Source organism: Lacinutrix sp. MEBiC02404, assembly GCF_053601575.1.
Genome location: NZ_JBSHNV010000164.1, coordinates 57,873 through 72,534 on the forward strand (window position 1 = coordinate 57,873; position 14,662 = coordinate 72,534).

11 protein-coding genes are annotated in these 14,662 nt (G+C 33.2%); 4 read left to right on the forward strand and 7 right to left on the reverse strand.

Annotated elements, in window-relative coordinates:
- Nucleotides 1–12: 12 nt before the first annotated feature.
- Nucleotides 13–984, reverse strand: a complete 972-nt coding sequence (locus ACVCXO_RS07855) for a sensor histidine kinase (protein WP_452229045.1) — start codon at nt 982–984, stop codon at nt 13–15.
- A 295-nt stretch (nt 985–1,279) separates the two neighbouring features.
- Here ACVCXO_RS07855 and ACVCXO_RS07860 point away from each other — a divergent pair, with 295 nt between their 5' ends.
- From ACVCXO_RS07860 to ACVCXO_RS07870, 3 genes are all read left to right on the forward strand, one after another.
- Nucleotides 1,280–2,191 (forward strand): tetratricopeptide repeat protein, encoded by a 912-nt coding sequence (locus tag ACVCXO_RS07860; protein ID WP_452229046.1) that lies wholly within the window; start codon nt 1,280–1,282, stop codon nt 2,189–2,191.
- Between the two features lie 253 nt (nt 2,192–2,444).
- Nucleotides 2,445–2,987 (forward strand): TlpA family protein disulfide reductase, encoded by a 543-nt coding sequence (locus tag ACVCXO_RS07865; protein WP_452229047.1) that lies wholly within the window; start codon nt 2,445–2,447, stop codon nt 2,985–2,987.
- 20 nt (nt 2,988–3,007) lie between these two features.
- Entirely contained in the window at nt 3,008–3,754 is a 747-nt protein-coding gene (locus ACVCXO_RS07870; RefSeq protein ID WP_452229048.1) for a thioredoxin family protein, read from the forward strand.
- A gap of 64 nt (nt 3,755–3,818) precedes the next feature.
- Here the strand turns inward: ACVCXO_RS07870 and ACVCXO_RS07875 are convergent, their stop codons facing one another.
- The 6 genes from ACVCXO_RS07875 to ACVCXO_RS07900 form a co-directional block, all read right to left on the reverse strand.
- Entirely contained in the window at nt 3,819–5,588 is a 1,770-nt protein-coding gene (locus ACVCXO_RS07875; protein ID WP_452229049.1) for a MutS-related protein, read from the reverse strand.
- 2 nt (nt 5,589–5,590) lie between these two features.
- Nucleotides 5,591–6,529, reverse strand: coding sequence for a M28 family peptidase (locus ACVCXO_RS07880; protein WP_452229050.1), 939 nt, complete (start codon nt 6,527–6,529; stop codon nt 5,591–5,593).
- A 98-nt stretch (nt 6,530–6,627) separates the two neighbouring features.
- Nucleotides 6,628–7,374: a succinate dehydrogenase/fumarate reductase iron-sulfur subunit gene (locus ACVCXO_RS07885; RefSeq protein WP_452229055.1), complete on the reverse strand. Its 747-nt coding sequence runs from the start codon at nt 7,372–7,374 to the stop codon at nt 6,628–6,630.
- 11 nt (nt 7,375–7,385) lie between these two features.
- Complete coding sequence (locus ACVCXO_RS07890; RefSeq protein WP_452229051.1) at nt 7,386–9,398, reverse strand: fumarate reductase/succinate dehydrogenase flavoprotein subunit; 2,013 nt, start codon at nt 9,396–9,398, stop codon at nt 7,386–7,388.
- Between the two features lie 12 nt (nt 9,399–9,410).
- Nucleotides 9,411–10,085 carry a succinate dehydrogenase cytochrome b subunit gene (locus ACVCXO_RS07895; protein ID WP_452229052.1) on the reverse strand — a complete coding sequence of 225 codons (675 nt, stop codon included), beginning with the start codon at nt 10,083–10,085 and terminating at the stop codon, nt 9,411–9,413.
- A gap of 109 nt (nt 10,086–10,194) precedes the next feature.
- The gene (locus ACVCXO_RS07900; RefSeq protein WP_452229053.1) at nt 10,195–13,038 is read right to left on the reverse strand and encodes a WD40/YVTN/BNR-like repeat-containing protein; all 2,844 of its coding nucleotides are present in this window, start codon (nt 13,036–13,038) and stop codon (nt 10,195–10,197) included.
- Between the two features lie 181 nt (nt 13,039–13,219).
- Between ACVCXO_RS07900 and ACVCXO_RS07905 the strand changes: the two genes are divergently transcribed.
- Nucleotides 13,220–14,512 (forward strand): aminopeptidase P N-terminal domain-containing protein, encoded by a 1,293-nt coding sequence (locus tag ACVCXO_RS07905; RefSeq protein ID WP_452229054.1) that lies wholly within the window; start codon nt 13,220–13,222, stop codon nt 14,510–14,512.
- Nucleotides 14,513–14,662: the final 150 nt, after the last annotated feature.

Below are 14,662 nucleotides of genomic sequence, written 5' to 3' on the forward strand. Positions count from 1 at the left end.
GAGACATGCGTATTAATGTAATTTCAATTTTAAATACACTTTATATACTTCGCCTTTAAAAACCTCTAATTTATAATCTTCTTTATAAATAAGCTGCAAGCGTTTTTCTAAGTTTTGCAATCCAATTTTAAAATCTTCCGTAGATACTTTTTCTTTAGCATAGTCATTAGTACACACACATTCTAAAACGCCTTCTTTTTCGATAATGGAAACCGAAATATCACTTCCCAACGTACTATGTTTAAAAGCATTTTCAATAATACAAATTAGCAATAAAGGAGCAATTTTCTTTTCAGAAGAATCTATCGATTTTATATAATTAATCTGCTTCACACCTTCGGTTCTAATCCCTTGAAAAGTCATGTAATTATCTATATACTGCATTTCTTTTTCCAGCGAAACGGTTTTTGCATTACTTTCATATAACACATGTTTCAAATTATCGGACAACATTAAAATAAGGTCAGGAGTTTCCTTCGGTTTTTCTAAAGCATACGAATAAATGGTATTCAGATTATTAAATAACACATGCGGATTTATTTGCGATTTCAAGAACTTTAACTCCATTTCTAAGTGTTCTTTCTTTATTTGTTCTACTTCCTCTTGCTTCGCTAAAAAACGATATAACATCCATATAAAAGAAAAGAAAATAAGAGGCACTAAGGTTTGCCATAAATAGTCACTCAGGCATTTCATTATCGAACAACCACATTGCGCAAATACATTACAATATAGTTGGGTTGCAAAAAAGGAAATAGCTGCAAAAACGAAAACATATAAAATGTATAATCGCTTTTTTATAAAGAAAGGGAGCAGTAAAAAATTATTCACATAAACAATAACCACAAGAATAGATAAGTACTGTAAAAACGGATTTTCACGCCAATAATATTGCGAAAAAACAGAAAGAGACACAAACACAAAAAGCATCCAAAATAGAATGTGCACCAATATTTGCGAAGTATGTTTTTTAAGTGTAATCAATTTTTAATTTTAATTGTCACTTCGAGTGCTTTCGATTTTTATCGAAATAGTATCGAGAAGTGAATAAAGTCTTCTCCATAAAAATTACAGAAAAGCAATTTCATTGAAACAGACCTAAGTTTTGTTGAAAGTACTCAGAAATGCCTTAATCCTCAAAAATTAAGTACAAAAACCTCATTTAGTATTGCAAACGACCTAAAAATTGCTGTTTGTTGTTTTAAGTCTGCTGTTTGTACTATTTATTGAATAAAATTTATAAACTATCTTATGTTTGATTCACTAAAACATCAAAATCATGAATCGAACAGTATTATTATTAACCGCAATTTTAAGTTTCTCAACAACATTTTCACAAACTATAAACCAACAAGTTCTTGATGAAAAAGGCAAAGAAATGCTATTAGGCCCTATTAACAAAGAAGGTTTAACAAAAGCACCTTTTCGCGCATGGTTTAATAAAAATTATGAGGATTATGATGTAAATGAAAAAATAGCCAAAAAACTAAAAGACTCTTTAAAGGAGTACACCATTAAAGTATTTCTTGGTACTTGGTGCGGAGATAGTAAAAAGGAGGTTCCGCAATTTTATAACATTTTAGAAACGGCTAATTTCCCAGAAACTCAATTAGAAGTTATTGCATTAGACACAAAAAGTGATGCCTACAAACAAGGTCCGAATGGAGAAGAAAAAGGCATGAATATTCACCGAGTGCCAACTTTTATTTTTTATAAAAATGGAAAAGAAGTGAATAGAATTGTAGAACATCCACAAGAAACTATAGAACGCGATATGTTAAAAATTGTGACTGGAGAACGCTACTATCCTAAGTATTATGTAGCAAATGTGCTATTTAATAATTTAGAAAAATACAGCATGGATGAAATGCAAAAAAGCAAAAATTATTATCTAACCAATTTTCCTGAATATTCGGAAGGAAGTAAAGAATTAAACACATTAGGTTATGTATATAAAAAGGATAAACAATTTGAGAAAGCACTTTATGTATTTGATTTAAATACAAAGATTTTTCCAAACAACGCTAATGTTTACGATAGTTTAGGTGAAGCTTATTTTGAAACAGAAAACTATTCCGAAGCACTAAAAAACTACAATAAAGTTTTAGAGTTAAAGCCTGAAGACAAAAATGCTCTGGAAATGATGACTAAGGTTAAGTTAAAATTAGATGCTGTTAGTAAAGAGAATTAACGCCTCTTTCTTTCTGTTAAAAAAACAGAAATTCATTCTCTTCTTAAAATAAGAGGAGAGCGTCCAAATTAACAAAAACATAAGTAGTATGTGCACCTCTCTTTCGTTACAGAGAGGTGTATTTATCGAAAAAAATCAGAGCGTTTATAATAAAAAGAACGAAGTGATTTTTATTATCTATTTTTTAAAAAAGCAATTAAACTATTAGGAAGAAAAGGAGTCTAAATAAAAAATTCAATTTTCTAATAAACCAATGCCTTTATCCATATCTAAAAATGCTATTTATTTTATTCTAATAGCCCTTTTAACCTTTAGCTGTAAAGAAGAAAAAAAGACAACGAAAGCTACTTCTACCGCAAGTGAGGTTACTCCAACCAACAGCACAATTCCTATCTATGATTTTAATGCTTTAGAACCATTACTATATACCAACACGAATAAAACCTATATCGTCAATTTTTGGGCCATGTGGTGTGCTCCTTGCGTACAAGAGCTGCCGTATATTCAGGAATATGCAAACAAAAATCCGGACGTAGAAGTTTTACTGGTAAGTATGGATTTTATAAAAGATATAGAAACCAAACTCAAACCTTTTCTAAAAGAAAGAAATATTACTTCCAAAGTTATTTTATTAGATGATCCAGATGCCAATAGTTGGATTGATAAAGTGAATCCCGATTGGTCAGGAGCAATTCCTTTTACCATTATATTCAATACTAAAACCCGTAAATATTACGAACGAACTTTTGAAAACGTAGCAGATTTAGAAAATCAAATAACTACAAATTTTTATTAATAAATAAACCAAAATCAATAATGAAAAAAATTAGTATACTAATTGCAATCATCTGTTTATCTGCAGGTGTTTTAACGTCTTGTAAAAACGATAAAAGCGAAAAAACAGTAGAAAACAAAGAACATCATCAAGATGAAAAAGGACGTCATTTACATGGTGAAAAAGGGGAACATCCAGAGCACGGAGATAGAAAAGGACCACCACGTGGAGGTTCTCCAGAGCAAACTAAAACATTAGAAGAAATTGGAGGCTATAAAATTGGGGATACTGCTGAAGATTTTTCGCTTAAAAATGTAGATGGAACCATGGTTTCTTTAGCTAGTATTAAAGATGCAAAAGGATACGTTGTAACTTTTACTTGTAATGGGTGTCCGTTTTCTAAACTATATGAAGACCGTTTAATTGCATTAAACAATACCTATGCACCAAAAGGTTATCCTGTAATTGCAATTAATGGTAATAATCATTCGAATGAAAAAGAAGGTTATGAAGCAATGCAAAAACGCGCTGAAGAAAAAGGATTTACATTTCCTTATTTAATAGATGAAGGACAAAAAGTATATCCAAAATTTGGCGCAGTTAGAACGCCACACGTATTCCTATTAGATAAAGATTTAAAAGTACAATATATTGGTACTATTGATGATAATTCAAAATCTCCAGAAAGCGTAAAAGTGAAGTATGTTGAAAATGCAATTACGGCTTTAGAAAAAGGCGAAAAACCAAATCCTAATTTCACAAAAGCGATTGGTTGTCCGATAAAATAAATTACTTTTTTAGGTGAAACAAAAAAGCAAGAACGAATAATATATTTGTTCTTGCTTTTTTCATTTAAATAATCTCCATTTTCTTTAATAAGAAACTCGCATTCATATTTTGGCAGATACCGTGTTTTAATTTGTAATCAAAAAAGAGTTCGTCGTTAATAATTTCTGCATCAAAATAGTAATTTTTAACTTCCTCTAATTCCTTTTCAATTTCGCATAAACTTAAATCGTGGGTTGCAATAATTCCTGTGGCATTTTTAGAAACTAATTTTTCTACAAACTTTCGGGAGCCAATCGCTTTATCTGTGGAATTGGTTCCTTTTAAGATTTCGTCTAGAATAATAAAATAAGAATCATTTTCTAAAGCATCCACAATAAATTTTAAGCGTGTTAATTCACTAAAGAAATACGAACTATCATCTGTAAGCGAATCGCTTGTTCGCATGCTTGTAATCAGTTTTATAGGGTTGTATTTACTCGATGTCGCACAAACTGGCAAACCAACATTTGCCATAACTACATGTAAAGAAACCGTTCGTAAAAACGTACTTTTCCCAGCCATATTTGCACCTGTAACAATAAAAAACTGTTGATCCGTAATGGTTAGATCACTGTCTACACGTTTTGAAGCATCTAATAAAGGATGTCCTAAATTTTTTGCTTCAATAACAATATCATTTGTAACGATCTCTGGGAACACAAATGCTGGATGATTAAAAACATACGTACCTAAAGTGATGTACGCATCGAAAAAGGAAACTACTTCAAACCAATCCTCTACGGTAGTTTTGTATTGCGAAATCCATTGTTCAATATGATATGTATTCTTTATATCGGATAATAAAAAACCATTACCAAAAATGGCTGAAATAAGATTATGTCTATTATCTAAAGCATCTAAATGTTTTGAGAATTGTGAGAAAATTGCGGAAGCTTCCTTTTGTTCTTGCTTAATCTGGTCTTGTTTCTCTTTTAATAAGGAAGCAGAAAAATCTTCCGTTTCTATTTGCTGTAATAAAGATGCATATTGTTTAAAAGTATCTTTAACCTGATCTGTATTTGCTGCTAAAACATTTATTTTCTTAAGATATACTCCTGAAATACCGGAACCTAAAATCATCCAAAAAACTAAAAACAAAAAAGAGATGACTTCGAAGATTGCTAAAAACAGGATTATTGCAGATCCAATAGTAAACGCCATTGGTAGAATACGCATAATTTTTGGCAAAAAAGATTGATGCTCTTTTAGCCATTCTGTAATTTTTGATGCTGGAGTTTCAATTTGAATCAAGCTTGCCACTGCAGAAAAATGTTGTCTCCATTTTGGTTTTTCGGCTAATTCCTTAATCGCATCTTGACGTGCATTTATCCCTTCAATATTATTAGCAGTAAGTTCATATACTAAAGCCTTAGTACCTTCTTCTGTTGTTGTTCGATTTATAAATTGAAAAAAAGAACCTTTCCCAAAAAGATCCACATCTAAGCTAAAAGCATGGTTTGGGTTTTGAAATCCTATACCTTCTTCCCTTTCTTTAAAATCACCAGAAGCAATTTTTAATTCTTCTTCATTAATTGCAACGAGTGCTTTTTTTAGGTTGTGTTGGTATTTTAAATCGGTGTATTTTGAAAGTAAATAGATAAAAGCAATAATACCTACTACGGCAATTCCTATCGCAATTTGCAGATTATTAAAAGTAAAATAAACAGCAATTCCTGTTGCTATAAAGACAGATATTCTCGCAAAACTTAAGCTGGTAAGTTTCTTATACAAGGTCTTAACTTCTAATTGATGGACTTCTAATTCTTGGGTATAAAAGGTATTTGGGTTTTTCATTTTTATAATGCTATGGTATCTAATTTTTCAAAAACAGCAATAATAGTGGTTACTGCATTTTGATAAAAATTAGGGTGGATATTTTCAAAATCGTCTGTTGGTTGATGATAATCTTTATGGTCTTCTACTCCAAAATAAATAAAAGGAATTTTCACTTTATGAAACGAAGCATGGTCGGAAGAGTTCGTCCAATCCTCCAATGTATCACTGCCATCATGACCAATACGCAGTGTTATATTTTCGGAAGCTTGTATACTTTTAATTGCTGGTTCTAATTGTTTATAATGAAAAGACCCCACAGCAAACAATTCATTTTTAGCACTACGGCTAATCATATCCATATTGATATTCAGTTTTATATTTTCTTGCGGAATAATAGCGTTTTCCACAAAATATTTAGAACCAACCAAACCTAGTTCTTCTGCATCAACAGCTGCTAAAATAACAGAATGATTTGGTGGATTTTTCTGAAAGTATTCCGCGAAAGCGAACAATGCGGAAATACCTGAAGCATCATCATCTGCACCGTTATAAATTTTCCCGCCTTTTACACCTTCGTGATCATAATGTGCAGAAAGCACAATGTATTCTTCTGGTTTATCCGTTCCTTTTATTAGTCCGAGAACATTAATCCCTTTATATTCTTTACCTCTACGTGTAAAGGAAAAATGCTGTTCAAAATTTTTAATAAGTGGTATCACTTGTAAATCTTGAAATTTATTTACGATATAGTTTTTTGCTTTCTCTGCTCCAGCGGTTCCAGTGCGTCTCCCTTCATAAACATCAGAAGATAAAACTTGAACATGATGTAATAGAGAATCTGCGTTAAACCAATTTTGTTCTAATACTTCGACGGCAACTTTTGGCGTTTCCGTTTGACCTTTACAACTTGTTAACGCAAAAAACACTAAAAACAAACTGGAGATATATCTATAATTCATATTCAAAAATTAAAGGTTAAAGCTAACCAAAAAATCTCAAGATTGCTCTTGAGATTTTTTGGTTTTATATACAATTCTTTACTTCGTTAAAAAGGATATTATCCTTTTAAGCTAGCTGCTAAATATTCTCTATTCATACGCGCAATATTTTCTAAAGAAATTCCTTTAGGACATTCAACTTCGCAAGCTCCAGTGTTGGTACAGTTACCAAAACCTTCTTCATCCATTTGCTTCACCATGTTTAAAACACGATCTGTAGCTTCTATTTGTCCTTGTGGTAATAGTGCAAATTGTGAAACTTTAGCACCAACGAATAACATTGCTGAAGAGTTTTTACAAGAAGCAACACAAGCACCACAACCAATACAAGTTGCAGAATCAAAAGCGGTATCTGCATCGTGTTTATTAATTGGAATTGTGTTTGCATCAATAGTATTTCCAGAAGTATTTACAGAGATAAATCCTCCTGCATGTTGAATTCTATCAAAAGAAGTTCTATCTACAATTAAATCTTTTATTACAGGAAAAGCAGTTGCTCTAAATGGCTCGATTGTAATAGTATCGCCATCTTTAAACATACGCATGTGCAACTGACAGGTTGTTACACCACGATCTGGACCATGTGCTTCTCCATTAATATATAAAGAACACATCCCACAAATTCCTTCACGACAATCGTGATCGAAAGCTACAGGTTCTTCATCTTTATTAATTAGTTGTTCGTTTAAAACGTCTAACATTTCAAGGAAAGACATATCTGGTGAAATATCGCTGACTTTATAATCAACCATTTTCCCTTTATCACTTGCGTTTTTTTGACGCCAAATCTTAAGTGTTAAATTCATCATAGCTTTCCTTATTTATAACTTCTTTGTTTTAATTCTATATCCTTGAACTCTAATTCCTCTTTATGTAAAACAGCATCACTAGGTTCTCCTTTGTATTCCCAAGCAGAAACGTAAGCAAAGTTTTCATCGTCACGTTTTGCTTCTCCTTTTTGTTCCCCATCTAATTCTACAGCATCTTCTCTAAAGTGTCCACCACAAGATTCCTCTCTATTTAAAGCATCTTTAGCGAATAATTCTCCTAATTCTAAGAAATCTGCAACACGACCAGCTTTCGCTAATTCTTCGTTGTATTCTTCGTTAGTTCCAGGAACTTTTACTTCTTTCCAGAATTGTGCTCTAAGTTCTTTAATTTCTGAAATAGCTTCCGTTAAACCTTTAACATTTCTAGACATTCCAACTTTGTTCCACATGATTTTTCCTAATTTCTTATGGAAATAATCTACAGAATGTTGTCCTTTATTAGTAATAAAGAAGTCTAATGTTTTTCTAACTTCATTTTCCGCATCTTCAAATTCTTTAGAATCTGTTGAAATGGTTCCAGTACGAATATCATTAGATAAATAATCACCAATAGTATAAGGTAATACAAAATAACCATCTGCTAAACCTTGCATTAAAGCCGAAGCTCCAAGTCTGTTTGCACCATGATCAGAGAAATTAGCTTCTCCAATACAGTATAAACCAGGAACGGTTGTCATTAAGTTATAATCTACCCAAACACCACCCATTGTGTAATGCACCGCTGGATAAATCATCATTGGTGTGTTGTATGGATCTTGATCTACGATCTTCTCATACATTTGGAATAAGTTTCCGTATTTATTTTTGATTACTTCTTGTCCTAATTTCTTAACAAGAACAGCATCATTTTCATTTAATCCTTTAACGTGTGCTGTTTCTTTTCCGTAACGTTGAATTGCCGAAGCAAAATCTAAGAATACAGCTTCTCCAGTTGCATTAACACCAAAACCAGCATCACAACGCTCTTTTGCTGCACGAGAGGCAACATCACGAGGTACTAAGTTTCCAAATGCAGGATATCTACGTTCTAGGTAATAATCTCTATCTTCTTCTGCTAATTCTCTAGGTTTTAATGCCCCAGATTTAATAGCTTCCACATCTTTCATGTGTTTTGGTACCCAAATACGTCCGTCATTACGTAAAGACTCCGACATTAACGTTAGTTTAGACTGATGATCTCCAGAAACAGGAATACATGTTGGATGAATTTGTGTGTAACAAGGATTTGCAAAGTAAGCACCACGTTTGTGTGCTTTCCAAGCTGCGGTTACATTCGATCCCATCGCGTTAGTTGATAAGAAGAATACGTTACCATAACCACCAGTTCCTAAAACCACAGCATGTGCTGAATGTCTTTCGATTTCTCCAGTAATTAAGTTACGTGTTATAATTCCACGAGCTTTTCCACCAACTTTAACAACGTCTAACATTTCGTGACGGTTGTACATTTTGATTTTTCCACGACCGATTTGACGGTTCATGGCAGAATATGCTCCTAATAATAATTGTTGTCCTGTTTGTCCAGCTGCGTAAAAAGTACGAGATACTAATACACCACCAAATGAACGGTTATCTAATAATCCACCATATTCTCTTGCAAAAGGAACACCTTGAGCAACACATTGGTCAATAATATTTGCAGATACCTCAGCCAAACGATATACGTTAGCTTCACGAGAACGATAATCACCACCTTTTACAGTATCATAAAATAATCTGTAGGTAGAATCACCATCTCCTTGGTAATTTTTCGCTGCGTTAATTCCTCCTTGCGCTGCAATAGAGTGTGCACGTCTTGGAGAATCTTGAAAACAGAATGCTTTTACATTATATCCAAGCTCTGCTAAAGTAGCAGCAGCAGATCCACCAGCTAAACCAGTACCAACAATAATAACATCAATGTTACGCTTGTTTGCAGGATTTACTAAGTCGATATGATTTTTATAGTCTGTCCATTTATCTTTAATTGGACCTTTTGGTATTTTTGAATCTAAAGCCATATTAGATATTTTTTAGTGATTAAAATGATGAAATAATGCAATGAAAACGAATCCTAATGGAATGATAATCGCATATGCTTTTCCGAATCCTTTTAATCCTTTTGTGTATTTATTATTTGCTCCAACCGATTGGAATGCAGAATTAAAACCGTGTAATAAGTGTAATGCTAAGAATACAAAAGCAATACAGTATAATACGACTCTCCAGATATCTACAAATTTATGTTGTAGTTCTTCAAAATATCTAAACTCACCATTAGCAAGTAATCCAGACATATCGCCTTGAATGTATTTTGTACTTATTTCTGGCAACCAAAAATCGTAAAAGTGTAAACCAATAAATGCTAGAATAGCAGCGCCACTCCAAATCATGTTTCTACTCATCCATGTTGAATTAGCAGCACCATTATTTTTAGCATAACTAATTTGTCTTGCTTTATTGTTTTTAATTTCTAGTACAAATCCCATTATAAAATGGAAAATAACACCAAAAATTAATACCGGCTGCATCACATATTGAATTGCCCAAAAGGTCCCCATAAAATGAGAAACATTGTTAAATGCATCTGGACTGAATACCGATAATAGGTTGATTACAAAATGTTGTAATAAGAAAATCATTAGGAAGAGTGCCGAAAGTGCCATGGCAAACTTTCTTCCAATCGAAGAATTTAAAATTCCGCTCATTATTTTGTGTAGTTAGATTATATATACACAAATATAGTAAGCAACGCTAACGCAAGCAAGCTAAAATGAATTTTATAAATTTATTTAGAATGGATTTAAGTAAAACAGACTACTTCATTTCAAAATTCACACGCTCTAATCCTATTTGGATAAAATATTTTCCTTTTGGCAAATAATACTTTCCATTTTTAGCTGCCTCAATATCAATGCTTGTATTCTCTTTAAGCAGTGTTTTTCTTCCTTTTTCGGTTAATGACAAATCATAATCTACGTAGTTAAACCCTTTATCTGCTTCGACAGAAATAATCTTTAAAACGGATTGTTTTTCCGAAAGGATTTTAACTTCCTTTTTCCCTGCAGTATTTCCATAAAACTTAATGATTTCTAAAGGCGTATTTGCATCAAACCATTTGCTCCAAGAGCTTCCCCATCGTGGAGAATAGCGAATATCTTCAAAAGGAAAAAGCGTTACGCTCTTACTTAAAATATTCGTATTCATTTTTTGCAAAGGCGCAATATTGGTTTTATAGATACTTCTTCCGTGTGTACCTAAAAGCAAGTCTTTAGCTTCTGGCTGAATCACCAAATCATGCACAGCAACTGCTGGTAAATTTTTATGGAATGCTTCCCATTTCACACCTTTATTAAAAGACACATAGGCACCATTATCGGTTCCTAAATAGAGTAGGTTTTCATTTTCGGGATCTTCTTTTATAACATTTACTGGTGACATTGGAATATTAGAACTAATGCTTTTCCAGGTATTTCCATAGTCTTCGGAAACATAAACATAACTATTAAAATCATCCCAGCGATAGCCATTTAAAGTTACATAAACGCGTTCTTTTTTATGTTGCGAAGCGATAACGCGAGTCACCCAAAGATTTTTTGGCAAGTTGTCTGAAATATTCTCCCAGCTGCCGCCTGCATTTTTAGTGACCTGCACCAAACCATCATCACTTCCAGTGTAAATAAGTCCGAATGCAAAAGGAGATTCACTAATAGAAGTTAACGTCCCGTAAGCTACATTTCCTTTTTTTCCACCATTGGTTAAATCATGGCTAATGGCTTTCCAATCGTCTCCTTGATTCATAGAACGCATTAATTTATTTCCACCTAAATACAGAATATCTTGATTGTGCGGCGAAATTAAAATTGGTGTTTGCCAATTAAATCGATACGGGTTTTCACCCAATTCATGTTTTGGCTGTATGTATTTCTGTGCTTTGGTTTCGCGATTAATTCTATAATAATTCCCAAACTGATAACCTGTATACAACAGATTCGCATTTCTAGAATCTATTTGAATTTGCATCCCATCACCTCCCATTAAACTCTCCCAAGGATTATGACCACTTTGCTGCCAACTTTTATCTTGTCGTGCATTATTTGCACCAACCCAAACGCCATTATCTTGCAAACCGCCATATACATTATATGGTTTTTCGTTATCTACATTTATAGTATAAAACTGTCCCACCGAATTTACATTTAGCTTCTCCCAACTTTCACCAGCATCATAACTCATATTTAATCCGCCATCATTACCATTAATTAAATGGCCCGATTTATCAGGATTTACCCAAAGTGCTTGATGATCTGCGTGTACATTTTCTTTACTAATAGAAACAAAAGTTTTTCCGCCATCTTTAGACTTTAAGATAGGAACGCCCAATACATAAACACCATTTTCATCTTGTGGATCTACGCGTATTTCTCCAAAATAATACCCATAACTATAATATAAATCATCTAGATAGTCCTCATGTGTTTTGTTCCACGTTTTCCCTCCATCTGTACTTTTATACACCTCAGCTCCAATTACTGGCGTATCAAAAAGCATGGCATTTGCATCTTCTAGATAATGTGCTATATCTGCTGGTTTCACGTTTCCGCTACGCACCATTTGCTTTACATTTTCTGCACGATACTTTTCCTGAAAACCATTCATTTTCAAAAACCCATTCAATTTTTTATCTTCTAGATTTAAGAAATCTTCTGTAGTCATGGTTTTAAAATCTTCTTTTGTAAAACCACGCTTATCTGTTTTTTTATCTTCTGTTTCTTTTCTTCGGAATTGATTATCATGCAAAGCATAAATAGTAGTTTCATCGTAAATTGCCAATCCAATTCTACCTACACCATTTCCTATTGGGAAACCACTAGATTCCGTGGAAACTTTTACCCACGTTTCACCAGCATCTATACTTTTATATATCGCGGAGTTCTTTCCGTTTCCGTTAAAATTCCAAGCTTTTCTGTCTCGTTCCCAAGCAGCAGCAAACATGATATTATAATTATTTGGTGCATGCTGTAGATCTATGATTCCGCTAACCTCATTTACAAAAAGGGTTTGTTTCCATGTTTTCCCGCCATCTATTGTTTTATAAACACCGCGTTCTGCATTGGGAGAATATAAATGTCCAATAACACCAACTGTTACTTCTTCTGGGTTATTAGGATTGATTAAAATACGACCAATATGATGGGAATCGTGCAATCCAACATTAGTCCATGTTTTTCCGCTGTCTTTTGATTTTAAAATACCAATTCCAGAATACGAGGAACGCGAAGAATTATTTTCACCAGTACCAACCCAAAGAGTTTTGTTTTTCCAATCGACAGCAATATCTCCAATATTTTGTGTTTGCGAAGTATCTAAAACAGGATTAAAAGTAGACCCATTATTCACTGTGTGCCATAATCCGCCAGACGCATACGCTACATAAAACTCAATGGTGTTTTCTGGATTCACTTCTATATCGACCACGCGACCACTCATGACCGTTGGCCCAATGTTTTCAAAAGGAATATTTTTAACTAGTGAATTTTCTATTAATGCTTGCTTCTCTTTTAAAGCATTCTGAACAAAGCTGGAAGTTGTTGCAGGTTGTTGTGCTTCCGCTTTAAAAATAAAACATATTAAAAATGTGAAAAAGATTCTGAATTTCATAATAACGATTTAAAGTTTCAAGATACTTATAAATGTAAAAGGTACAAAGCAATTAGAAAAAAGGAAGCATATTTTAAGACGCTTTTATAACAATTGTATTTTAAACTTCTTATTTTTGATATACTTAACGGAATTCAAAAATAAAATTTCTTTTCCAAAGGGAATTTAAAACAATTTTTCAATGAAATACCATCAAATAGACAGTCAACTTTTTATAAAAAACCGTAAAAATTTTGCTTCTCAAATGAAGCCAAAAAGTCTTGCAGTTTTCAATTCTAACGATATTTATCCGGTGAGTGCAGATAGCACTTTACCTTTTGCACAACATAGAGATATCTTTTTTCTAAGTGGTGTAGATCAAGAAGAAAGTATCCTCGTTCTCTTTCCTGAATGCCCAAATCCGAAACATAGAGAAGTTCTTTTTTTAAAAGAAACCAATGCGCATATTGCGGTTTGGGAAGGTGAAAAACTCACCAAAGAAGCTGCATTTAAAACTGCAGGAATACAAACAGTCTATTGGTTACAAGACTTAGAAAAAGTCCTATTCGAAATGATGACGCAATGCGAAACAGTTTACATAAATACTAATGAGCATTATAGAGCGAATGTAGAAACAGAAACTCGCGAAGATCGTTTTACAAAATGGCTAAAAGAAAAATATCCTGCACATACTGTTGCAAAAAGCAATCCTATCTTACAGCGTTTACGTTCTGTAAAAGACCAGATAGAATTAGACTTAATACAACAAGCTTGTGATATTACCGAAAAAGGTTTTAGACGCGTTTTAGGATTTACTAAACCAGGCGTTTGGGAGTACAATATTGAAGCAGAATTCATGCATGAGTTTTTAAACAATCGATCTAAAGGATTTGCATACACGCCAATTGTAGGATCGGGAAACAACGCAAACGTATTACATTACATAGAGAATAACCAACAATGTAAAGCTGGCGATTTAATTTTAATTGATGCAGGAGCAGAATACGCGAATTACTCGAGTGATATGACACGAACTATTCCTGTCTCTGGAAAATTTAACGACAGACAAAAAGCAGTTTATAACGCCGTTTTAAGAGTAAAAAACGCAGCAACCAAACTATTAGTTCCTGGAACTATTTGGGCAGAATACCATGTAGAAGTTGGCAAAATAATGACCAGCGAATTATTAGGATTGGGCTTACTAGATAAAGCGGACGTACAAAATGAAAATCCGGATTGGCCAGCATATAAGAAATACTTTATGCATGGAACCAGTCATCATATGGGATTAGACACGCATGATTACGGTTTATTACACGAGCCAATGCAAGCTAATATGGTATTCACTGTAGAACCCGGAATTTATATTCCTGACGAAGGATTTGGTATTCGTTTAGAAGACGATGTAGTGATACAAAAAACTGGAGAACCTTTTAATTTAATGCGAAATATCCCTATTGAAGCAGAAGAGATTGAGGAGATTATGAATAAATAGAATATTATTATTGTCACGTCCTGAAATAGCGATACACTAAAACCTTAGTGTAATGAAACCAATAGAAAAGACGGACTACGTCAAGCGTACTCAAAAGGATTACTCTCTTTCTTTTAAGTTAGAAGTTGTCATGGAAATCGAGCAAGGATT